This window comes from Ferruginibacter paludis (genome assembly GCF_030409685.1).
GTDB classification, from domain to species: domain Bacteria; phylum Bacteroidota; class Bacteroidia; order Chitinophagales; family Chitinophagaceae; genus Ferruginibacter; species Ferruginibacter paludis.
In genome coordinates, this window is the sequence record NZ_JAUFQJ010000002.1 from 335,404 (window position 1) to 357,169 (window position 21,766).

The following is a 21,766-nucleotide window of genomic DNA, read 5'->3' on the forward strand; positions in this document are numbered from 1 at the left end:
CATCAAACTTTGGTGACGGTATTTTTAATTTTTAGTACTATATACAATGAAAAAGAAAATCGTCCCTTTTATTTTTCTGCTTGGCTTCTTACAAAATAATTATGCGCAGCAAATTGCAAAAGACAGCATATTAATTTTTGCTTCTTTCAGGGACAATGGCCAGGACGGACTTCATTTGGCCTATAGTAAGGACGGGTACAAATGGATGGCATTAAAAGGTGATAGTTCTTTTTTAACTCCTGCAGTAAGCAAGGATAAACTGATGAGAGACCCCTGTATCATTAAAGGCGCAGACAGACTATTTCACATGGTTTGGACAGTGAGCTGGAAAGACCATGGCATTGGTTATGCCAGTTCAAAAGACATGGTGCATTGGTCTGCGCAGCAATTTATACCGGTGATGGAACAGGAACCAACAGCACTCAATTGCTGGGCACCAGAAATTATTTATGATGCACAAAACAAATTGTACATGATCTATTGGTCAACCACCATACCAGGCCGGTTTGCAGCCGGAGATACCAGTGGTGATGAAAAATACAATCACCGGTTGTATTATGTAACTACCAGCGATTTTAAAAAATACAGCCCGGCCAAATTATTATACGATAAGGGCTTCAACGTTATCGATGCTACCATTCAAAAAGTGGGTAAAAAATATTGCATGTTCTTAAAGGATGAAACATTAAAACCATTGCCGCAAAAAAATATCCGAATCGCATGGAGCGATCATCTTACTTATGGCTTTGGAAAACCATCAGCACCCATTACCGGTAAGTACTGGGCCGAAGGACCTACTGCCATTCAAGTAGGAAAAAAATGGATTGTTTATTTTGATAAATATGCTGAAGAAAAATACGGTGGGGTAGAATCAACTGATTTAATAAATTGGAAGGATGTTTCTGATGCTATCCAGTTTCCTGCTGGGACAAGGCACGGGACTGTTATCGGGATTACCTCGTCGGAGTTTGAAAGTTTCTTTAAATAACCGGATAACTTTACAACAGAAAATTAAAATGTAATGATGCCATCTTGCCTGCGCAAAAATTTTAAGCAAAGTTTTGTTGGACTTATGATTTTGACCTTGTTTTTTGTGCATGCAACGGCGCAGGAAACAGCCATTCAATACTTATCGGGCACAGATAAAGATCATACCGTGCAATGGGATTTCTTTTGCACGAAAGGGATGAACAGCGGCAAATGGACAAGCATTGCCGTGCCTTCCAACTGGGAGCAGCAAAGCTTTGGCGGTTATAGCTATGGCCATGATAAAGTAAAAACGGATGAACAGGGTTTGTATAAACATTCATTTAAAGCGGCTTCAGAATGGAAAAATAAAAAAGTGTTTATTGTTTTTGAAGGTAGTATGACGGACACCCAAGTAAAGATAAATGGCCGGTTGGCAGGCGCCCTGCACCAGGGAGGTTTTTACCGGTTTAAATATGATATCAGTGCATTACTCAAATACGGTACAAATAATTTGCTTGAAGTAAAAGTCAGTAAACAATCCGCCAATGCATCCATCAACAGGGCTGAACGCAATGGTGATTTTTGGGTGCTGGGCGGTATTTACCGGCCGGTCTATTTGGAAATTCTACCATCCGTATTTATTGACAGAGTGGCCATTGACGCAAAGGCCAATGGAGCTTTCAGCATGGATGTGTTTGCAATGAATATTAAAGCCGGCAACACTATTGAAGCGCAGGTACAGAACCTACGCGGCGAAAATGTAGAAGCACCATTTTCTGTTAACGTAACGGCAGTCAATGAAAAGATTGTTTTGAAAAAGCAATTCACTAATCCTGATTTATGGAACCCCGAGTTTCCACATTTGTACCAGGTAAAAGTTACCATCAAAAATAGGGGTCAATCACTGCATAGCATTACACAAAAATTTGGTTTCAGAACAGCGGAGTTACGGTCGCAGGATGGTTTTTATGTAAACGGGCAAAAAGTAATTTTCAAAGGTGTGTGCCGCCACAGCTCATGGCCTTTAACCGGACGTACATTAAGTAAAGAAATAAGCCTGCTGGATATCGGCCTGATGAAAGAGATGAACATGAACGCCGTGCGCATGTCACACTATCCACCGGATCAGCACTTTTTAGATGCCTGCGATTCACTGGGTTTGTTTGTGCTGGATGAGTTAACAGGCTGGCAGGCTGCGTATGATACTGTCACAGGAAGAAGGCTTGTGAAGGAACTAGTGACAAGAGATGTCAATCATCCCGGTATTGTAATGTGGGACAATGGCAATGAAGGCGGCTGGAACCGGGCACTGGACAATGATTACCAACTATATGATCCACAGAACAGGCTGGTCATTCACCCTTGGGAGAAATTTAACGGTACCGACACTAAACATTATCCTGATTATAATTACGTGGTCAACTCGGCTTTGTATGGAAAGGAAATATTTTTTCCAACGGAGTTTATGCATGGTCTGTATGATGGCGGCCATGGTGCCGGACTGGATGATTTCTGGAACCTGATCCTGCAGCATCCGTATGGTGCAGGTGGTTTTTTATGGAGCTTTCATGATGAAGGTATGGTACGCATGGATAAGGACAGCGTGATGGATACAGATGGCAATCATGCACCCGATGGCATTGTGGGTCCATACCGGGAAAAGGAAGCCAGCTTTTATACCATTAAAGAAATATGGAGCCCGGTGTATATTAAACAGACAGCTATCACGTCCTCTTTCAATGGTAGTATTGAAATTGCCAACCGCTATTTATATACCAACCTCAATCAATGTTCATTCGCCTGGAAACTGGCGAAGCTGCCAGCTCCCGGTGATACGACCGCATCTAACACCATCGTTGCAACAGGAAAAGCAACTATATCGCTTGCACCTGGCGGGACAGGCCCGCTGCAATTAAATTTGCCAGCGTTATGGAACAGCAGTGATGTGTTGTACCTCACCGCACATGATCCTTATAACAAAGAAATTTTTACCTGGAGCTGGCCATTGCAATCCGCAGCAACTCTTGCAAAAAAGATGTTACCTGTTGCAGCTACAACAGCTGTTGAAACAAAAACATCGGATAATAATATTATCGTGCAGCTGGATGGCATCAGTTATTTTTTTGATAACGCTACAGGTCAGCTTTCAAAAGTCATCAATAAAAAATCAACCATTTCATTGTCCAACGGACCAATTGTTAGTGGGGTAAAACATAATTTAAAGGAGTTGAAACATTACGCAAATAGTACCCAATATATTGTTGAACCGATTTATGAAGGGCCATCCACTTTTACCGTAAAATGGATCTTTACTCCTGGCCAGCCAGTGAAGCTTGAATACGCTTATTCTGTAAAAGGACAGGTGCCTTGTATGGGCATCAGCTTTAATTACCCGGAAGAAAAGATTACCGGTATGAAGTGGCTGGGCCGTGGGCCTTACCGTGTTTGGAAGAATCGCTTAAAAGGCCAGCAGTTTGGCGTTTGGCAAAAGCAATACAACAATACCATCACCGGCGAAAGCTGGAACTATCCTGAGTTTAAAGGCTACCACGCAAACCTGTATTGGGTAGCAATTGAAAATAAAGAATCCACTTTCAGGGTATACAATGAAGAAGAAAATGTTTTCCTGCAAATGCTGAAACCTTCAAGGCCTGCCGGCGCAAATAATGACAATACCAGTCCTGCATTTGCAGAAGGTAATATTGGTTTTATGAATGCTATTCCCGCTATCGGAACCAAGTTTCAACCGGCTGAAAAAATGGGTCCGCAAAGCCAGCTGAATATGCAGTTAAACTATGCTCCGGTTAAAGGTAATTTGTGGTTTGATTTTACACCTGCACATTAAAATACTGCTCACTTTACAGCGAACTAAAGTGCTATGCTCCGATGGAATTGAACTTGCAGAAAATTAAATAATGAATGCCCGGAAATCGAAAGAAGATTACAACAACAAGCTTATTTCTCTTACCTGATTTTTACAATTTATTTGCTTCTTTTGCTATAGCAGTTATTCGTCCATGTTATTATATCAGGAGCTTTATAAAAGAATAAATAGATTATCAAACGTTTTACGTACAGCCCTGTTGTTAGATTTTATTGTATCACCTGAATCAAAAAAGCGAACTGAATTACGGTGTAAATACCGGTAAGCATTGAAGCAGTTTTTCGTTTTATCCTGATCAGAGTTCTACAATAAACTGGCGTAACAATTTTAAAAAAATGAAAAAAGTTAAGGGCCTGTTTTTTTTGGAAGCGGTTAGTGAAACAATACATGAAAGCGATCTGCTGTTACAACAGCGTTTCCGGTTGTTTAAAATAACCACTTTATTTGCTTTACTGGTGTTTGCCACTGTGCAGTACCAGGTTACGATGGTCATATCAGGTCATTTGCTGATGTTATCAGTTATATCGGTTTTATTCATCGCCGTATTTGTTAACTATTTTGCCTTCGCTTTTCATAAAAAGCCAGGGATAGCTTTTGTTTCACTGGTCGTCTTGCTTTTTGCTGTGTTGCATGTTATGTCGTATGGGCAGGGAGGGGTGAGAAATTCCGGTATGTTTTATCTTTCAGCAATCATCATGGTTGCCTTTATGTTGCTGGGCAAATTATCCGGAAGAATAATGGCTGCTGTATCTGTGTTGCATATTATCTACTTTTATTTTATAACGGTATACACCAATTGGACAGATTATTCCCTCATTGGAAAAGATCCCCACCTGATTGATCTTGATTTTTTAATAACCGGCATACTTAGTATCCTGGTATTAACGTCGCAGGTAAACTATATTGAAAAAAGTAAAAACGAAATTATAAGTAATATCAACTCAAAAAAAGACGAGTTGTGTTACATCAATGACGAATTATTGATTTCACAAAAAGATTTACATCTGAAAAACAAGGAGCTTGAGCAGTTTGCCTATGTGGCATCCCACGACCTTCAGGAACCGTTAAGAACAACAACTAGTTTTGTAGACTTACTCCAAAAACAGTATAAAGGGAAGCTGGATGATAAAGCAGATATTTATCTTGGTTTTATTGTTCAATCATCCGACAGGATGAAAATACTGATAAAGGATTTGCTGGATTATTCACGTATCGGGCAGGAAAAGCAGGCCCAAAGGGTAGACTGTAATGTATTGCTGCAGGAAGTACTTGCTGATATTGGTATAGTAATACAGGAAACAAGCACCGAAATTAAATTGGAACGATTACCAATTGTCAGTGGTTATGCAACCGAGATGAAGCAGCTTTTTCAAAACCTTATTCTAAATGCTATTAAGTTCAGAAAAAAAGAGATAGCAGCGCTAATTAATATGCGTGTGCATTTGGCCAATGGCTTTTGGGAATTTGAAATTGCCGACAATGGTATTGGAATAGAACAGCAGCACCAGGAAAGGATATTCATCATTTTTCAACGGTTGCACAACAGGAATGAATATGACGGTTCTGGCATTGGCCTTTCTCATTGTAAAAAAATAGTAGAACTGCATGGAGGACAGATATGGTTAAATTCGAAACCGGGAACCGGTACCTCATTTTATTTTACCATACCAGAGATAAAAGGATTTATTTAAATGTACCGCCTGGAAAAATGGCATTCGGACAATCAATGTCATCAAGGCAGGCAGAATCTGATTTAACCAAGCCTGCATCAAGGCGCCTGGGATAACGGTTCAATTGCTCTCTATCTGACCAGTTTCCAGTTCTTAAAACCAGGGATATAACTGCGGCTGTTAATTATAGCGGGCAAACTGGATATCAAAATTATAACGCAATTGACGGTAACCATACCTTAAAAAGGCAATAAGCGAATTTTTAACCGTAGTCAGATTTTTTCTCGTCATGGTGCTTGGTTCTGCGGCCGAATTTTCCTGCACAAACAACGCTTTAAAATCATCGTAGAACAAGCCTTTTCCTTTATGCTGTATAAAGGAAACACACATGCGGTATTCGGTACGGTCGCCTTTTATTCCTTCGGCATACCGCCCGAATTTTTGCAAAAAGTTGCTTCGCCTTAAATGCGGATGATCGCTGTAGTAATAAATTTTTCCGTAATTGGCATACCAGGGTTTTATCAGCATTTCTGAGAAACCATTTTTAAATGGCTTCAGATAGGGATACGCTTTGTAAGCGTAAAACCGCACTACATCCAGCTTTTCCTGTTCATTCATAATAGTCAGCGCATCCCGGAAACGGGCCGGAAAAAGTTTGGTTGGTATAAAATCTTCCTGCACATAAAGCGTATAAGGTGTTACCACCGCATCCTGGCCTTTGTTAAGGTTGTTTCCCAAACCTTTATTTTGGGGAGTAGTAATTAACCGGAACGAAAATTCGGATTGTATCTTTCGCAGGTAAGCCTGGTGCTCCGGTTTGCTGCCGTCATCCGAAACTACAATGTCCTCAAATGCGCAACCGAGGCTTTGAAAGCTTCTAAGCAAATGTTCCAAAGAACTGCTTCTGTTGTAGTGCGTAATCAAGAGCGTTACACCTTCAAAATTTTCTTTCATTGATATTATTTCGTTGTATGCTGTACAGCCTTAACGTAAACAGCATGTCTTTATTTCTTACTTGATTTTTTTTAGACAAATATCTAACGGGGGGTTAGTTTTTTACCGGCCAGGATGGAATGAAAATTGACTTTGGTGAGGCATTGTGCACAAAGTTGGGGCAGCAGGTTGGCAACACTTGCTTCCAATTCAAGCCGGTCATTTATCCCGTGACAGGGCTTGTTAAAGTAAACAGCATGTCAACTGCCTGTGCGTTTTTTTATTATTACAACCCGGTAATGGACGAATTATTCATTTGCTGTAGCGATATTTTTAGCGCAATCGTAGATGAATATCTACAAATAAGTTCATCCAACTTAAGTTATAATATCAGTGAAAGATATCCGTTGTAAAACTTGTTATCCCAATAAAAAAGTACCCTGCAAAGAATGAATTAGTACCTGTTGTATGTTTTTATTCTGAACAGTAAAATACATATATCCATGAATCAATCAACACCGCAACTATCAATGCTGGCCATTCATGACGAAGTCTCTATCAAGCTCATTCTGCAGCATTATTTCAAAGATGTTTTTTCCGTGGTTGCCAAAGGCAATGGCAAAGAGGCATTGGCAAGGATGCAGGAAGGAAATATTCCAGACATCATAGTCGAAGACCTTAATATGCCGGAAATGGATGGCTACACTTTTATTTACCAGGTACGCTCCAGTGGTTACTTAAAAAATATTCCGATGGTAATGCTTTCCGGCAGTGATAGTACCGACAATAAAATCCGCTGCCTGGAATCGGGTGCCGATGATTTTATAGTGAAGCCTTTTAATCCCCGCGAACTGTCTACAAGAATGAACGGCATTCTTCGCTGCAACGGAAAAAAGAATTCATAAAAATTAGTACCTATGATAAACACAGATCAGAGAGTAGCCGTAATTACCAGCCAGGCTGCTATGGCAGACCATATCAGGGTAGCATTGAAAGATTTATTTGATGTAGATACTTTTAAAAATGGCCTGGCGCTACACCATGCCATGGAAAAAACAAAGCCTTATAAAGCCATTATTACGGATGATGAATTACTGGGTGCCAACGGTATCCCTTTGCGTAAAACGCTCAGCAGTTTTGGATATGGAAAAATACCATTTATGGTAGTAATGAACCAGATTGACAATGAACAGCGCAACATGGCAATGAGTGCAAGTATTGCTGAAATATTTTCGAAACCAATTGACCAAAATGCACTGCGTACAAGAATTCCTTACCTGGTGGAAAATTACAATAGTAAGACAGGAGCGGCAGCAACAGCACTACAGTATAAACTCCCTTTAATCAAACGCATTTTCGATATTACATTTTCCGGGTTGGCCCTATTGACGTTAAGTCCGCTCTTTTTGATCATCGCCATTTTGGTACGGGCAGAAAGTAAGGGACCGGTTTTTTATTACTCGTTACGCGTGGGTTCCGGGTATAAAGTGTTTAAGTTTTATAAATTTCGTTCCATGTTTACTGGTGCCGATGCAAAGCTGAAAGATTTGTCGCACCTGAGTCAATACAATCTTGCTAAAACTTCGCCGGTGGCGGAAGAGCCCGCAGTAAAAGAGTTGTGTGAGTTTTGCGAACAGGCAGGAACGGGTTGCATTAACCCGCTGTACGCAGATAATAAAGTTGTTTGCGAGACTTTATATAATCAGCAGAAAGAAAGCAATGTTGATTCTGCCTTTATTAAAATTAAAAATGATCCCCGTAGTACACGCATTGGCAATTTTATCCGCAATACCAGTATTGATGAACTGCCCCAGTTGTGGAATGTTTTTATTGGCGATATGTCGATTGTTGGCAACAGGCCCCTGCCATTGTACGAAGCTGAAAAAATTACTACAGATAAATATGCATTGCGTTTTATGGCTCCCGCAGGTATCACCGGATTGTGGCAGGTAGAAAAAAGAGACCGGGGAGAAATGACGGAAGAAGAAAGATTAAACCTTGATAATAATTATGCTAAAACCCACAGTTTCGCAAATGATATCCGGCTGATCATGCGTACCATTCCGGCCTTGTTTCAGTCTGAAAATGTTTAAAAAAAATACATGTACCGGCTAAGAATTTTTGGTTTTACCTTTTTCCTCTGCGTTTCATTTCTAAATCGGTTATCTGCGCAGCAGGCTTCACCTGGCAGTAATAAAGGTGTTGGCAAATGATGCTTGACTGCCAATGCTGATTGATTCTGCTATTAAATATTCGCCTGAGGCACGTAAATCACGCAGTATGGAAACACGGGCAGACCTGAATTTGAAAATGAACAAAAAAGTCATTTTTGATATTGTGTCGCTGCGCAGCTCTTATGGGTATGGTACCAACTATTCCGCCGTAAACAATCAATCTGCTGTTGTAGGAAATAACCTTACAACATCCCAGTCGGCATTTTATAATTTGGGTGTGGTGTTCAGCTTTCGCTCTCCATGCTGGTAAACAGAAAGAATGTAACGCGTATACAAAAGACAATGCTGGACGTTGCTGTGGCGAAAAAAGACAGCTCCGAATTGCAGATTAAACAGGATGTAATAACGCTTTACCAGGAATTTAAATTAGAACAAAAGTTGCTGGTTATAAGCAGTAAAAACAAACAGTCGGCCGAAGTAAATAATACCATTGCGCAAAAAGACTTTTTTAATGCCCAGATATCCATTGACCAGGTATCTGCAGTGGCGGAGAAATATAATAAGTTGGTGGTTGATTTTGAGACAAACATTTTCAAGTTTCAAACCAGCCTTGAACGATCATCGAACAGATAATTTGCGCCAGCCTGCCTGGTGAAGTAAAGGCTCTGGATATACTAAAGTAAATGTAACATTACCGGCATATTAATATAGAAAATATAATAAATAAGCGGGTTACCGGTTAGCTGAAACAACGATTTGTTGCGCACTATCGTCCATCGGTTGTATGGGCGACTTTGTGTATAAACGATAATTATTTTTCACCCCCGGGTGTGCTATGTGCAATTTATTGTCAGTTATAACGTTATTTTTTATTATGGAAAATTTGTAATAATTACCCAGGTAAGAATGACCGCTGACAAATTACACGCTGGCCACCCTACAAAACTTTACGTATGAAATGGATTGAAATAAGTTTTTGGATATGTATGGGTATTGTTTTTTACGCTTTTTTAGGATACGGGATAGTATTGTATGCAATGGTGTTGATTAAGCGTATTGTAAGTAAAGACAAGCTGGAAGCAAAACCGTTTGAGCCGGCTGTTACTTTGGTAATACCCTGTTTTAACGAGGCGGATATATTGAGGGCTAAGATAGCCAACAGTAAAAAGCTGGATTACCCGGCTGATAAACTGAAGATTGTTTTTATAACCGACGGTTCTACGGATGGCAGTGATTGCTATTTAAATGCATGGCCGGATATTGTTGTATTGCATGAAAACAGGCGCGGTGGAAAGACAGCTGCTGAAAACAGGGCAATGAAATATGTGGATACGCCATTTGTAATTTTTTCTGATGCCAACACCATGCTAAACAGTGCAGCGGTAAAAAATATCGTGAAACATTTTGAAGATGATATGGTGGGTTGTGTATCGGGCGAAAAAAGAATAATCAACGATGCTGCTGACAGTGCAAGTGCTGCGGGCGAAGGCATTTACTGGAAATACGAATCCCTTTTAAAGAAACTGGATTCCGAGCTTAACAGTGCATGTGGTGCGGCGGGTGAACTGGTAGCTTTCAGGTCTTCCTTGTACCGCGATTTGCCGGAAGATACATTATTGGATGACTTTATGCAATCCATGCAAATGGCTGCGTCAGGCTATAGAATTATATACGAAAAAGAAGCGTATGCAGTAGAAACGGCATCAGAAAATGTGGCTGAAGAATTAAAACGGAAAATACGAATTTGCGCTGGTGGCTGGCAATCCATTCAACGGTTATCCGGTAATCTTACAATGCAAAAAACACCCCTGTTATATTTTCAGTACGTATCACACAGGGTGCTTCGCTGGACCATTACGCCGTTCCTTTTAATAGCCATCTTTATATTGAACATGTACATTATAAAATCAGGCAGCCAGTTTTACATGACCATAATGGTTGCCCAGGTGCTGTTTTATAGTGCGGCTATTATCGGGTACATTTTAGAAAACAGGCGGGTAACATTTAAGCCGGTATTTGTACCGTATTATTTCTGTATAATGAATTATGCAGTACTGGCCGGTTTGCGCAGGTATTTATCAGGGCAGCAAAAGGCTACCTGGGATAAAGCACAGCGAAAAGCGGTAACACTGAATTAAGAAAAGAAACATATTTAATAATATCCGGTAAAGCCTTCACAACCTTTGCCCGTAGTCATCCAATATTAAATTCTTTATGAAAAAAGAGCCATTTTTTGGTGTTGTAAAATATACCGCCCTGGGGTTTATGTTGGGCGTTATCTTGATCATACTGGGAATGGTGTTGAATTATGTAAACGGTTTTAAAGGCCCCTGGTTTCACATATTTGAATTTGCACCCGATTTTGTAATCATCGTTTTTTCTCCCCTTTTCTTAAGTATGCTTTTTTATTTTATCGGTTTTAAAAAAGAGCAACTGATGTTGTTTAACCGTGAAATAAAGCAAAGTTTATCGCAGGAACAAAGCATCAGTTCTGCAGCGGATATGCAGCTTCGGCTCCTGGCAAAAGTGGTAGCGCAGGTAAATGAATCGATCGTGATTTCGAACGGACTTGGTTTGGTTGAATGGGTAAATGATGGCTTTACAAGAAATTGCGGATATACCCTGGAAGAAGTGCGTGGAAAAAACTTGAGTGATGTTTTGCATGGTCCGTTCACCGATCAGACGGCCGTAAAGCGAATGGTTCAGCATTTGCTCAGGGGTGAAGCTGTTACAGAAGAGTTATTGGTATACCATAAGGATGGAGAAGCCATCTGGCTGTCGGTAAGCATTAAACCTATCTGTGATGATACCGGGGAAATACTGAATTTTATTGCGATACATAAAAATGTTACGGGCCGTAAAGAAAAAGAAATCGCGATTGAATCCCTGTATAAAGAAGTGTCGGAATATAAGTTTGCACTGGACCAGTCGGCCATTGTAATTGTGTTTAACAACAAAGGAAAAGTTATTCATGTAAACAGGAAATTCTGCGAACTGAATGAAATGGCGGAAGATGAATTGCTGGGAAATGATTACCGGACCATCAGCCTGAGTATGCGTAATAAGGCGGTAGTACGCCGTATATTGACCAAGCTGCTGGATGGTAAAACCTGGAAAGGAGAATTGGTTAACCGCAACAGCAATGGTAAATCTTACTGCGTTGATACTACCATCGTGCCTTTAATGGATGCGCAGGGAAGGCCAAACAGATTTTTGGCTATTCAGCAGGATATCACTGAACGTAAAACATTGCAGGTACAGTTAATCCGCAATAAAAATAAACTGCAGCAGGCAATGCAAATTGCACGGCTGGGTACCTGGGAAATCTCCCCGAATGGCACATTGACAGTTTCAAGGGAGTTGCGGTTGTTGTATCAACTGCCGTTGGATGGCCCCGTTGGGATGGAAGATATTTTTAGTAAAATGCCGCAGGAAGGTATTGAAACCATTAATGCAGGCCTCGCTAAATGCTGCGTTACCTTGCAAAAAATCGAAGTGGAATTTCGGATCCTGTTGGATGGAAAGGAACACTACATGATGTCGAATATCAATCCGTTTATAAACAGCAATGGTGCATTTAACGGCACATTTGGTACGGTGCAGGATATAACAGAAGCCAAATTAGCTGGCATTGCCCTGAGGAAAAGTGAAGAAGAAAAAGCGGCAGTATTAAATAATACACAGGCAATTATTTGCCTGCATGATATGAATGGTGTGTTGCTGGATATCAATGCCACAGCGGAAAAATTGACCGGCTATACAAAAAAAGAAGTAGTAGGGGTAAATATTAAACTGATTTTGCCCGATGAATACCAGGATGATTTTGATGCCTACATAGAAGCCATTACTAAACAAGGTACGGCCAGGGGTACGCTGGAGATTTACACAAAAAGCCGTACTAAAAGAGTGTGGCTCTATCAAAATACCGTGTATGAAAACAATGGTAACAGCCCCTATGTAATTGCCAGTGCCATTGATATAACAGAATCAGTATCGGCGCAAAAAGAAATCGCAAGACAGCAGCAGTTTATAAGGCAGATAATAGACAATAGTCCCAACGTAATTTTTATGCTGAACGAGCAGCGTCAGATTATGCTTGCCAATCAAACGTTTGCTAAATTTTATCCTTACAATCAAAATGAAATTCCCGAGGCGGAAAGCCTTTCTTCGGGAACGGGAGATATTTTCCTGGGTGATTTAGATAAGCTTTTTGAACTGGAAGAAGGGCAAATGATAAGGGTAGAAGGCAGCGTGAAAAATCCCGAAACCAAATCCTTATCCTGGTTTAATATTATCAACAAATGTTTTTACGACCGGAATGGGCTAAAATATATACTGGGTTTTGGAATGGATATCACCGGCCGGCACCAGGTTGAATCTGACTTGCTGGCAGCCAATGAAATGGTTGAAAGATCGCTGAAGGTAAAGGAGCAATTTATCAGCAATATGAGTCACGAAATACGGACGCCCTTAAACGCAGTCATCGGTTTTAATGATTTACTTTCGGATACGCCCTTAAATGCGGAACAGGCAGAGTATGTTGACATAATCAAAACAGCTTCGGGCAACCTGCTTGCACTCATCAATAACGTACTCGACTTGTCTAAAATAGAGTCCTGCAATTTATCACTCGAAAGCCTGCCAATTGATATCCCTAAAATTGTGCGGGACGTGATGAAAATACTTGGCCCCAAAGCAACGGCGAAGGGCATCAGGGTAAACACCTATATAGACGAAAAGATTCCATCAAAAGTGATGGGGGACGAGTTAAGGCTGACACAAATATTATTAAACCTGCTGGGCAATGCGGTTAAATTCACCGATACCGGCAGCATTGATGTTACCTGTAAACTGGCGCAGGGTACCGATAAGAAGAAAGACTATATTTCTTTCTCTATTACAGATACAGGTATAGGCGTTGAGAAAGATAAGCAGAAAAGTATTTTTGAAAGATTTACACAGGCTAACAGCGATACCCAAAGATTATATGGCGGTACCGGGCTTGGATTAAATATCACGAGGAGCCTGGTAGACATGTACGGCGGTAACCTCAACATGAAAAGCGAACCTGGTAAAGGCACTACTTTTAATTTTATTCTGCCATTTAAAAGATATGTGGAATCAAAAGGTTTGCTGCTTACTCAGGCAATAACAAATGATAATGTTTTGTCTGTAAATACCAACCGGCCCATTCATATTTTACTGGCAGAAGACAATATGGTGAATGCCCTGCTGGCAACTAAAGTGCTCACGATGAAAGGGTTTACTGTAGTGCATGTTATCAACGGGCTGCAGGCTTTGGATGCATTGCAGCAACAATATTTTGATGTTGTGCTGATGGATATTCAAATGCCTGTAATGAATGGAATTAGTGCGGCAGGCCATATCCGGGCTTTACCCGGCCGGCTTGCAAGCATACCCATCATAGCAATGACGGCACATTCACTGAACGGGGAAATGGAAAATTGTTACAAGGCAGGTATCAATGGTTACATAGCAAAGCCATTTAAACCCAACGACTTGTTTAACAGTATTATTGAATCGATTAAAAAAGATGAGATCATTGACAGAAGCATACTAACACAACTGAATATTAAATAACGACACAAATTACCCTTATCTATAAATACACAACTATGAATGCCACGCCCATCACCATCGACCTCAGCTACCTCTATTCATTGACAGGGGGTGATAAGTCTTTTGAACAAATCCTGTTAATCGGCACCGTAGAAGACGTGAATATTAAAGTTACTTCGCTGAAAGATTCGTGGCAAAAACGAGATCCGGAAGCCATAAGAAAGAATGCCCATTCGCTGGTGTCCTTATCTGCCATTGCCGGTATGCCCGAAGTGGAAAGATGGAGCAGGATCATTGACCAGACTTTTGCTGATGGCGAATTTCACCCCGAACTGGAAGTGCTGGCACAAAATATTATTACCGGCTGGCCAGATGCGCAATCGGCGCTAAACAAGGTTATTGAAGCCAACTAAATAGGCCAGCTGCTTTAACCTGCTGCCACGGGTTATAGCAGCTCCATGTCTTTACTACTTCATTGTACCACGCTGCAATGAATGCATCCTGTATGTGCAATGGCCTCTTCTGATTGAAGTAAACTTTAACCGACTCTTTTTTACAACAGCATGCTGCAGGTTCACTTTAACCACTTATCAGATGGGATTGATTGTGATGTACTCTTCCTTTTTGTTACCGGTCCGGTACAATTTGTGCAGGTGAAAAAAAGTGGATAGTAAACTTTGGTATCCTGCTGTAGTAAAATTCCTATTGTATAGGGGAATTCTTAAAACTGGAAGCCTTCCAAAAACCAAAGCGCAATTTTATATTCGGAAAAGCGTTGGAATTATGCAGTGCGTGTGCACTACACTAATCATTTTATTCCATGCATTCTTACAAAATATTTATCGTTGAAGACGACCTGTGGTACGGCGAAATACTGGAATACCAGCTTTCACTTAATCCGGATTATGAAGTAAGCCGTTTTACAACAGGTAAGGAATGCCTGGCAAATATGCATAAACATCCGGATCTGATTACCATTGATTTTTCTTTACCTGACTATACCGGTGATGTACTGTTTGAAAAAATAAGGCGGGTAAACGACAGCGTGCCGGTAATTATGATCAGTGGCCAGGAAGATATTGTGGTGGCGGTAAAAATGCTGAAATTAGGTGTGACGGATTACCTGGTAAAAGATGAAAATACAAAAGAGATTTTATGGAATTCTGTTATCAAGGTAAGGGAAACCAGCAAATTGAAAAAAGAAGTGGCAGGGCTAAGGGAAGAGTTGGGACAAAAATTTTCATTTGATAAAAGTATCAAAGGCCAAAGTCCTGCGCTGAACAGGATATTTGCGTTAATGGAGAAGGCTTCCAAAACAAATATCAATGTATCTGTAACAGGCGAAACCGGCACGGGCAAAGAGGTTGTGGCAAAAGCCATTCATTATAACAGCGAGCGTAAACGCAAACCTTTTGTTGGCGTTAACATGGCGGCTATACCCAGGGAATTAATAGAGAGTGAATTGTTTGGTCATGAAAAGGGTGCATTTACCGGGGCTGTATCAAGAAAGGAAGGCAAGTTTGAAGAGGCTAATGGCGGTACTATTTTTTTGGATGAAATTGCTGAGCTGGATCTTAGTTTGCAAAGTAAAATTTTGCGTGTGTTGCAGGAAAGGGAAATTATAAGGGTAGGCGGAAATGAAAAAGTGAAGCTGGATGTAAGGCTGATAATCGCCACCCATAAAAATCTTGGCGAAGAAGTAAAAAAAGGAAACTTCAGGGAAGATTTATATTACCGCATCATAGGTTTACCCATTGAGTTACCGCCCCTGCGGGAAAGAGGAAGCGATGTACTGATATTGGCTAAACATTTTGCCGATGAATTTTGCAGGGAAAATAAACTGGCCTCTATTGCTATTGCCGGCGATGCCAAGGAAAAATTGATGCGGTACAATTATCCCGGTAATGTAAGGGAGCTAAAAGCAATTATTGATCTGGCCGTTGTAATGAGTAACGGGCAGGAAATTATATCCGATGATATTTCCTACGGTTCATCAGCCAATGATGAAAACTTTATCAATGAAGAAAAAACGCTTCGCCAGTACACCTGTTTTATTGTAAAGCACTTTTTAAAAAAGTACGACAATGATGTGTTGCTGGTAGCTGACAAACTGGATATCGGCAAATCAACTATTTATAAAATGATTCAGCAAAAAGAAATTGTTATTTAAACCTTGTATAACATGCTGTAACCTCAACTGCTTTGGTTATTGCAGTTTTTTATTTCTATGTCACACCGCCAGCATCCAGTAAACGAGCAAGACCGGTTATCAGCTTTAAAAGAGCTGAACATTATAGATACTGCTCCAGAGCAGGATTATGATGACATCGTTCGGCTCGCCTCTCAAATTTGTAAAACGCCCATTTCGTTAATTACTTTGCTTGATGAGCAGCGCCAGTGGTTTAAAGCAAATCATGGGATGGCGGCAACACAAACTCCCCGCGATATTTCATTTTGCACGCACGCCATCCGTCAGGGGGATATTATGATTGTGCCCGATGCTTCAAAAGATGAACGCTTTACAGTTAACCCGCTTGTTACCAGCGATCCCGGCATCAGGTTTTATGCCGGCGTTCCTATTCACTCCGAAGCCGGTTTTCCGTTGGGGACCTTGTGTGTTATAGATCATAAACCACATACACTTACCAGCGAACAGGTGTTTGCGCTGCAAGTGTTGGCAAAGCAAGTTCAAAAGCTTTTGGTGTTGCGGGCAAAAATTGGCGGGATGGAAAAGGCAGAAGCAATATTAAAGATCCGGGAAGAAAAATACCGGCGCATTATAACCAACATGCACCTGGGGTTACTGGAGGTAGATAAGGATGAAAAAATTCTTTTTGCCAATGAAAGTTTTTGCGAGATGAGCGGTTATCAATTTGAAGAACTAAAAGGGAAAACACACAGTAATTTTTTTATTGGCGGCGAAACAAGCACTCTGCTGAAAAATAAAAATGAAACGGAAACAAATATAGTAGAAGATGCTTTTGAAATTGCAGTAAAAAATAAAAACGGACAGGTAAGGTGGTGGCTGATTAGCGGTGCACCCCGTTTTGATGATGCGGGACAGTTGAATGGCTATATCGGGATACACCTGGATATCACGCGGCAAAAAAAGCTGGAACTGGAACTGACAGAAGCCAGGGAACATGCGGAAGACTCCACCCGCAGCAAAGAAATTTTTCTTGCCAACATGAGTCACGAAATCCGTACACCCATGAACGCCATTGTAGGCATGGCTAACCAGCTGGCAAAAACTACGCTTGATACCAAACAACTGTTTTATCTTGATACCATTCATGCAGCTTCAGAAAACCTGCTGGTTATTATCAATGATATTTTGGATCTGTCAAAAATTGAAGCTGGTAAATTACAGTTAGAAAGAATTGGCTTTGATCCGAGAGAAATATTGCACAGGGCTATACGGGTGCTTGGGCATAAGGCCGAAGAAAAAGGGCTCACTTTCACCAGTGAAACATTTGATGAAGCTATATCCCCGGTTTTAATGGGCGATCCCTTCAGACTTAACCAGGTATTGCTGAATTTAATTAACAATGCAATTAAGTTTACTGAAAAGGGAAGCATTGATATCAGTTGTAATCTTTACAGGGAAACAAATACAACACAACTTTTGCGTGTTGCCGTAAAAGATACCGGTATTGGAATGGACCAGAATTTTGTAAGAAATTTATTTGAAAAATTCTCGCAGGAAGATGCATCGGTAACAAGGCAATATGGCGGCACCGGGTTGGGCATGAGTATATGCCGTGACCTGGTTGAACTGATGAAAGGCAGAATAGAAGTGCAGAGTAAAAAAGGCGCAGGAACCACCATTGCTTTTACAATAGAATTTGACAAGGGAACAAAACAAAACCTGCCGGTAAAGTCCCTTTTTACGTTTGATGCCAACATGCTTTCCCAAAAAAGAATACTGGTAGTGGATGATAATCGTATGAACCGGTTACTGGCGGCTACAATTCTTAAAAATTACGGTGCCATCATCACTGAGGCCGTCAACGGGGAGGAAGCGATTGATTTTGTAAAAGGTGCTGCAACAGACCTGGTATTGATGGATATTCAAATGCCGGTGATGGATGGTATGGAGGCCACCAGCTTAATAAGAAAATGGATCAGTAAAACCATTCCCATCATTGCGCTTACAGCCAATGCAATTAAAGGCGACAATGATAAGTGCATCGATGCCGGTATGAATGCCTACCTGTCTAAACCATTTAAGGAAAAAGACTTGCTGGATGTAGTGGCTTTCTGGCTAAACAAAAGTAAAGCGAAAGTGAATACAGGTGTGCTTGAGTATGGTTCGCCGGATCAGTTGTATAACCTGCAAAATATTAAAGAACTAAGCCAGGGAAATGATGCGTTTGTAAAAAAATTAGTCCAGATGTTTATTGCGCAAACCCCTTTACAGGTGGCCCAAATGGAAGAAAAATTTGCAGCCCGGGATTATAAAGCAATCGGTTTGCTGGCACATTCCATGAAACCGGTCATCGATAATCTGGGCATTGTTTGTTTGAAAGAGGTTGTGAGGGAAGTAGAAAAAAAAGGAAAACAGGAAACACCGGATCCGGGCATTATAGAGCAAGTCATGTTTATTAAAAAGATAATAGGGCTTGTGGTATCAGACCTTGAAGTGCATTTCCCCATGGACAAAATAAACGCGTGATTGATTCATCTGCCTTACAGTTGTACTAAAAGTAAAACCAGTTCCGTCACCTGGATAAATAAAAAATTCCATGAAGGTTAACATCAGGACATACAGTAACAATCAATACACCTGCAGTAACCGAAGCGATTTGCTGAATGATGATACGGTGCAACTGGTACTTGGTTTTGGAGCAAAACAACTACTTGCCGGCGACAACATGTACCTGCAGTTACGCGGGCAATATCCGAATGCTGATATCGTACTTTGTTCAACTTCAGGCGAAATTTTTGAAGATAAAGTAACAGACAATTCGGTGTCAGTAACTGCCATTGAATTTAACAATACGACAGTAGAAACAGCGTCGGTAAATATCGGCGATTTTAATAACGATGGTTTTGCTGCCGGGGCTTCGCTGGTGCGGCAGCTGCAAACAACCAACCAGCTTTGTTATATCATGATCTTATCTGATGGCGGTAAAGTAAATGGCAGTGAGTTGGTGAATGGCATAAATTCCTGCGTTCAAAATAATATTCCGGTTACAGGTGGTCTTGCAGGTGATGGCAGTTCTTTTATATCAACCATCGTGGGGCTTAATGAAGCACCGGTATCGGGAAAAATAGTTGCTGTAGCATTTTATGGAACTCATCTCAAAATAGCACATGGCTCTATGGGCGGATGGGAGATGTTTGGTCCGGAAAGACTGTCTTCACATGCGTTTAAAATCAGCGAACAGGAATATGCGACCATGAACGAGCAGTTAATGGCGGAAAATAAACTGAAAAAAGAAAGCATTAAAAATTTAAAAGAGGCTATCAGGAACGTAGAAGATGAGGGAGACAGTACTGCTGCTATTAATATAGATGAAGATAATTTGCTTGATACAATCGCCGGCCTGAATGAACAAATCAGCAAACGCAAAAAGGTAGAGCAGGAATTAAAAGATTCCCGGTATCACTTGTCCGCAGCGGCTAACCGTTTGTCACAACTGATAGCAAACCTGCATCATGGCATCTTACTGGAAGATGAAAACAGGAATATTGTTTTAACCAACCAGTTATTCTGTGACATGTTTAATATACCAGCGTCACCAGAATCATTGAAGAGGGTAAGCTGTAAAAAGTCAGCAGAAGAATCAAAGCATTTATTTAAACAGCCTGCGGTTTTTGTTGAACGCATGGATGAACTTTTGCGGCATAAAGAGTTGAGGGTTGGTGATGAACTTGAGATGACAGACGGGCGAATTTTGCAACGGGATTTTGTACCCATTTATGATAACAATGTATACAAAGGGCACTTATGGACGTATAATGATATCACTGGCGAAAAGGAAAGGGAACATGAATTGGAGCGGTTGTCACTGGTGGCAAGTGCCAACGAAAATGGTGTTGGGTTTTGCAGTGCATCAGGGGTAATAGACTGGGCCAACAAAGGCTTTTTAAAACTTACCGGTTACAGCCTTGAGGAAGTGGTGGGCAGAAAAGCGGTGGATCTCTGCATCGGCCCATTAAGTGATTTAGGGACTATTAAGAAAATGCTTGAGGCCTTTTATGCCGGCAAAGCATTTAGTATTGAAGTAATCCACTATCGAAAAGACGGCACCCATTTTTGGGGAAGACTAAAAGGCCAGGCAATTAAGGATAAGGATGGCAATGTGAAGCAATATTTTTCCATGCTGGAAGATATTACCGCAGAAAAAGAAAAGGAGGAACCACTCCGGGTATTGTCGCTGATTGCAGAAGACAACATCAATGCGGTGATCATTTCTGATGCCAGGGGACGTATAAGTTGGGTAAATAAAAGCTTTACAAAAGTTACCGGCTACCAGTTGGATGAAGTGAAGGGCAAAACACCATCCATGATGCAGGGGCCGGATACGAACACCGAAACCATAGCCTATTTAAGAAGACAGATTGCGGCAGGTAACCCTTTTAATTGCGAAATTCTAAATTATACCAAAAGTGGCCAAACCTATTGGGTAAGGGTGCTGGGACAAGCCATTCGGAACGGCAAAGGTGAACTAACAGGATTTTTTGCATTGGAAGAAAATGTTTCCAAGGAAAAAGAAGATCAGCAAAAACTAAAAGATTATGAATCCCGCTTCAGGCAAGCTTTTGAAAAGATTGGCGACAATGTGTGGGAGCATGATTTCGCCACGGGAGAAACGTATTTTTCAAACACAAAAAGTCACCTGCTGGGGTATGATTTGAATGAATTTGCTAACAATGTGAATTTATGGTGGAAGAATGCTTATGACGATGATCGGCACCTGCTGGAAGAGAATGATGCAAAATACAAAAGAGGAGCAATTGATCACCATATACTGGAATATCGCATCAGGCATAAAGATGGTTCTGTAAGGTGGGTGATGGACAGGGGAGTAGTAATAGAATCAACACCGGAAGGCCTGCCGTTAAAAATTATCGGTACGCATACCGACATAACCGAACGAAAGAATGCCGAAGTATTATTGCAGCGGGAAGAGCAAAAATACCGCAGCATCATTGCCAATATGAATCTTGGCTTAATGGAAGTGGATTTGGATGAAAAGGTAATTTTTGTTAACCAGAGTTTTTGCGACATGAGCGAATACTCAACCGATGAAATTATTGGTAAAAAAGCTTCCGACATTTGTATAAAAGAAAAGTACATAAACCTTGTAGAAAGCAAAAAAACTAGCCGGAAACAGGGTATTTCGGATGCTTATGAAATTGAAATCAAAAACAAAAGCGGACAGACAAAATGGTGGCTGGTGAGTGGCGCCCCGCGTTACAATGACAATGGAGAACTGGTTGGATCTATCGGCATTCACCTGGACATTACCGATCGGAAGCAACTGGAAACGGAACTGATTGTAGCACGCCGACTGGCTGAGGGCTCAACAAAAAGTAAGTAGGTTTTC

At 40.9% G+C, this 21,766-nt stretch carries 14 protein-coding genes; 13 read left to right on the forward strand and 1 reads right to left on the reverse strand.

All coding sequences use genetic code 11. The features are described 5' to 3' along the window. The first annotated feature begins 46 nt into the window (after positions 1-46). From QWZ08_RS03305 to QWZ08_RS03315, 3 genes are all read left to right on the forward strand, one after another. Entirely contained in the window at positions 47-988 is a 942-nt protein-coding gene (locus QWZ08_RS03305) for a glycoside hydrolase family 43 protein (RefSeq protein ID WP_290335786.1), read from the forward strand. Between the two features lie 33 nt (positions 989-1,021). Continuing rightward, complete coding sequence (locus QWZ08_RS03310; protein ID WP_290335787.1) at positions 1,022-3,814, forward strand: glycoside hydrolase family 2 protein; 2,793 nt, start codon at positions 1,022-1,024, stop codon at positions 3,812-3,814. 374 nt (positions 3,815-4,188) lie between these two features. Continuing rightward, the gene (locus QWZ08_RS03315) at positions 4,189-5,544 is read left to right on the forward strand and encodes an ATP-binding protein (RefSeq protein WP_290335788.1); all 1,356 of its coding nucleotides are present in this window, start codon (positions 4,189-4,191) and stop codon (positions 5,542-5,544) included. A gap of 159 nt (positions 5,545-5,703) precedes the next feature. On the opposite strand, the gene QWZ08_RS03320 is transcribed toward QWZ08_RS03315, so the two are convergent. After that, positions 5,704-6,477, reverse strand: a complete 774-nt coding sequence (locus QWZ08_RS03320) for a glycosyltransferase (RefSeq protein WP_290335789.1) — start codon at positions 6,475-6,477, stop codon at positions 5,704-5,706. 482 nt (positions 6,478-6,959) lie between these two features. On the opposite strand from QWZ08_RS03320, the gene QWZ08_RS03325 reads away from it, so the two are divergent. From QWZ08_RS03325 to QWZ08_RS03370, 10 genes are all read left to right on the forward strand, one after another. After that, entirely contained in the window at positions 6,960-7,361 is a 402-nt protein-coding gene (locus tag QWZ08_RS03325; protein WP_290335790.1) for a response regulator transcription factor, read from the forward strand. 12 nt (positions 7,362-7,373) lie between these two features. Next, positions 7,374-8,549, forward strand: coding sequence for a sugar transferase (locus QWZ08_RS03330; RefSeq protein WP_290335791.1), 1,176 nt, complete (start codon positions 7,374-7,376; stop codon positions 8,547-8,549). A gap of 187 nt (positions 8,550-8,736) precedes the next feature. Next, a complete protein-coding gene (locus QWZ08_RS03335) occupies positions 8,737-8,940 on the forward strand; it encodes a hypothetical protein (protein WP_290335792.1) in 204 nt (67 codons plus the stop codon). A gap of 32 nt (positions 8,941-8,972) precedes the next feature. After that, positions 8,973-9,263, forward strand: a complete 291-nt coding sequence (locus tag QWZ08_RS03340) for a hypothetical protein (protein ID WP_290335793.1) — start codon at positions 8,973-8,975, stop codon at positions 9,261-9,263. A 320-nt stretch (positions 9,264-9,583) separates the two neighbouring features. Further along, positions 9,584-10,768, forward strand: coding sequence for a glycosyltransferase family 2 protein (locus QWZ08_RS03345; protein WP_290335794.1), 1,185 nt, complete (start codon positions 9,584-9,586; stop codon positions 10,766-10,768). A gap of 76 nt (positions 10,769-10,844) precedes the next feature. Next, on the forward strand, positions 10,845-14,231 hold the full coding sequence (locus QWZ08_RS03350; RefSeq protein ID WP_290335795.1) for a PAS domain-containing hybrid sensor histidine kinase/response regulator: 3,387 nt from the start codon (positions 10,845-10,847) through the stop codon (positions 14,229-14,231). Between the two features lie 35 nt (positions 14,232-14,266). Further along, positions 14,267-14,623, forward strand: coding sequence for a hypothetical protein (locus QWZ08_RS03355; RefSeq protein ID WP_290335796.1), 357 nt, complete (start codon positions 14,267-14,269; stop codon positions 14,621-14,623). A 407-nt stretch (positions 14,624-15,030) separates the two neighbouring features. After that, on the forward strand, positions 15,031-16,380 hold the full coding sequence (locus QWZ08_RS03360; RefSeq protein ID WP_290335797.1) for a sigma-54-dependent transcriptional regulator: 1,350 nt from the start codon (positions 15,031-15,033) through the stop codon (positions 16,378-16,380). Between the two features lie 57 nt (positions 16,381-16,437). Then, positions 16,438-18,885 (forward strand): ATP-binding protein, encoded by a 2,448-nt coding sequence (locus QWZ08_RS03365; RefSeq protein ID WP_290335798.1) that lies wholly within the window; start codon positions 16,438-16,440, stop codon positions 18,883-18,885. A gap of 70 nt (positions 18,886-18,955) precedes the next feature. Then, positions 18,956-21,760, forward strand: a complete 2,805-nt coding sequence (locus QWZ08_RS03370) for a PAS domain S-box protein (protein ID WP_290335799.1) — start codon at positions 18,956-18,958, stop codon at positions 21,758-21,760. Positions 21,761-21,766 lie beyond the last annotated feature (6 nt).

What these genes read in the sequence shown, in the direction of transcription:
- QWZ08_RS03315 (WP_290335788.1), top strand. Translation starts at nt 4,189, where the DNA reads ATGAAAAAAGTTAAGGGCCTGTTTTTTTTGGAAGCGGTTAGTGAAACA.
- QWZ08_RS03305 (WP_290335786.1), top strand. Translation starts at nt 47, where the DNA reads ATGAAAAAGAAAATCGTCCCTTTTATTTTTCTGCTTGGCTTCTTACAA.
- QWZ08_RS03310 (WP_290335787.1), top strand. Translation starts at nt 1,022, where the DNA reads ATGATGCCATCTTGCCTGCGCAAAAATTTTAAGCAAAGTTTTGTTGGA.
- QWZ08_RS03345 (WP_290335794.1), top strand. Translation starts at nt 9,584, where the DNA reads ATGAAATGGATTGAAATAAGTTTTTGGATATGTATGGGTATTGTTTTT.
- QWZ08_RS03360 (WP_290335797.1), top strand. Translation starts at nt 15,031, where the DNA reads ATGCATTCTTACAAAATATTTATCGTTGAAGACGACCTGTGGTACGGC.
- QWZ08_RS03340 (WP_290335793.1), top strand. Translation starts at nt 8,973, where the DNA reads ATGCTGGACGTTGCTGTGGCGAAAAAAGACAGCTCCGAATTGCAGATT.
- QWZ08_RS03350 (WP_290335795.1), top strand. Translation starts at nt 10,845, where the DNA reads ATGAAAAAAGAGCCATTTTTTGGTGTTGTAAAATATACCGCCCTGGGG.
- QWZ08_RS03330 (WP_290335791.1), top strand. Translation starts at nt 7,374, where the DNA reads ATGATAAACACAGATCAGAGAGTAGCCGTAATTACCAGCCAGGCTGCT.
- QWZ08_RS03355 (WP_290335796.1), top strand. Translation starts at nt 14,267, where the DNA reads ATGAATGCCACGCCCATCACCATCGACCTCAGCTACCTCTATTCATTG.
- QWZ08_RS03320 (WP_290335789.1), bottom strand. Translation starts at nt 6,477, where the DNA reads ATGAAAGAAAATTTTGAAGGTGTAACGCTCTTGATTACGCACTACAAC.
- QWZ08_RS03370 (WP_290335799.1), top strand. Translation starts at nt 18,956, where the DNA reads ATGAAGGTTAACATCAGGACATACAGTAACAATCAATACACCTGCAGT.
- QWZ08_RS03365 (WP_290335798.1), top strand. Translation starts at nt 16,438, where the DNA reads ATGTCACACCGCCAGCATCCAGTAAACGAGCAAGACCGGTTATCAGCT.
- QWZ08_RS03335 (WP_290335792.1), top strand. Translation starts at nt 8,737, where the DNA reads ATGGAAACACGGGCAGACCTGAATTTGAAAATGAACAAAAAAGTCATT.
- QWZ08_RS03325 (WP_290335790.1), top strand. Translation starts at nt 6,960, where the DNA reads ATGAATCAATCAACACCGCAACTATCAATGCTGGCCATTCATGACGAA.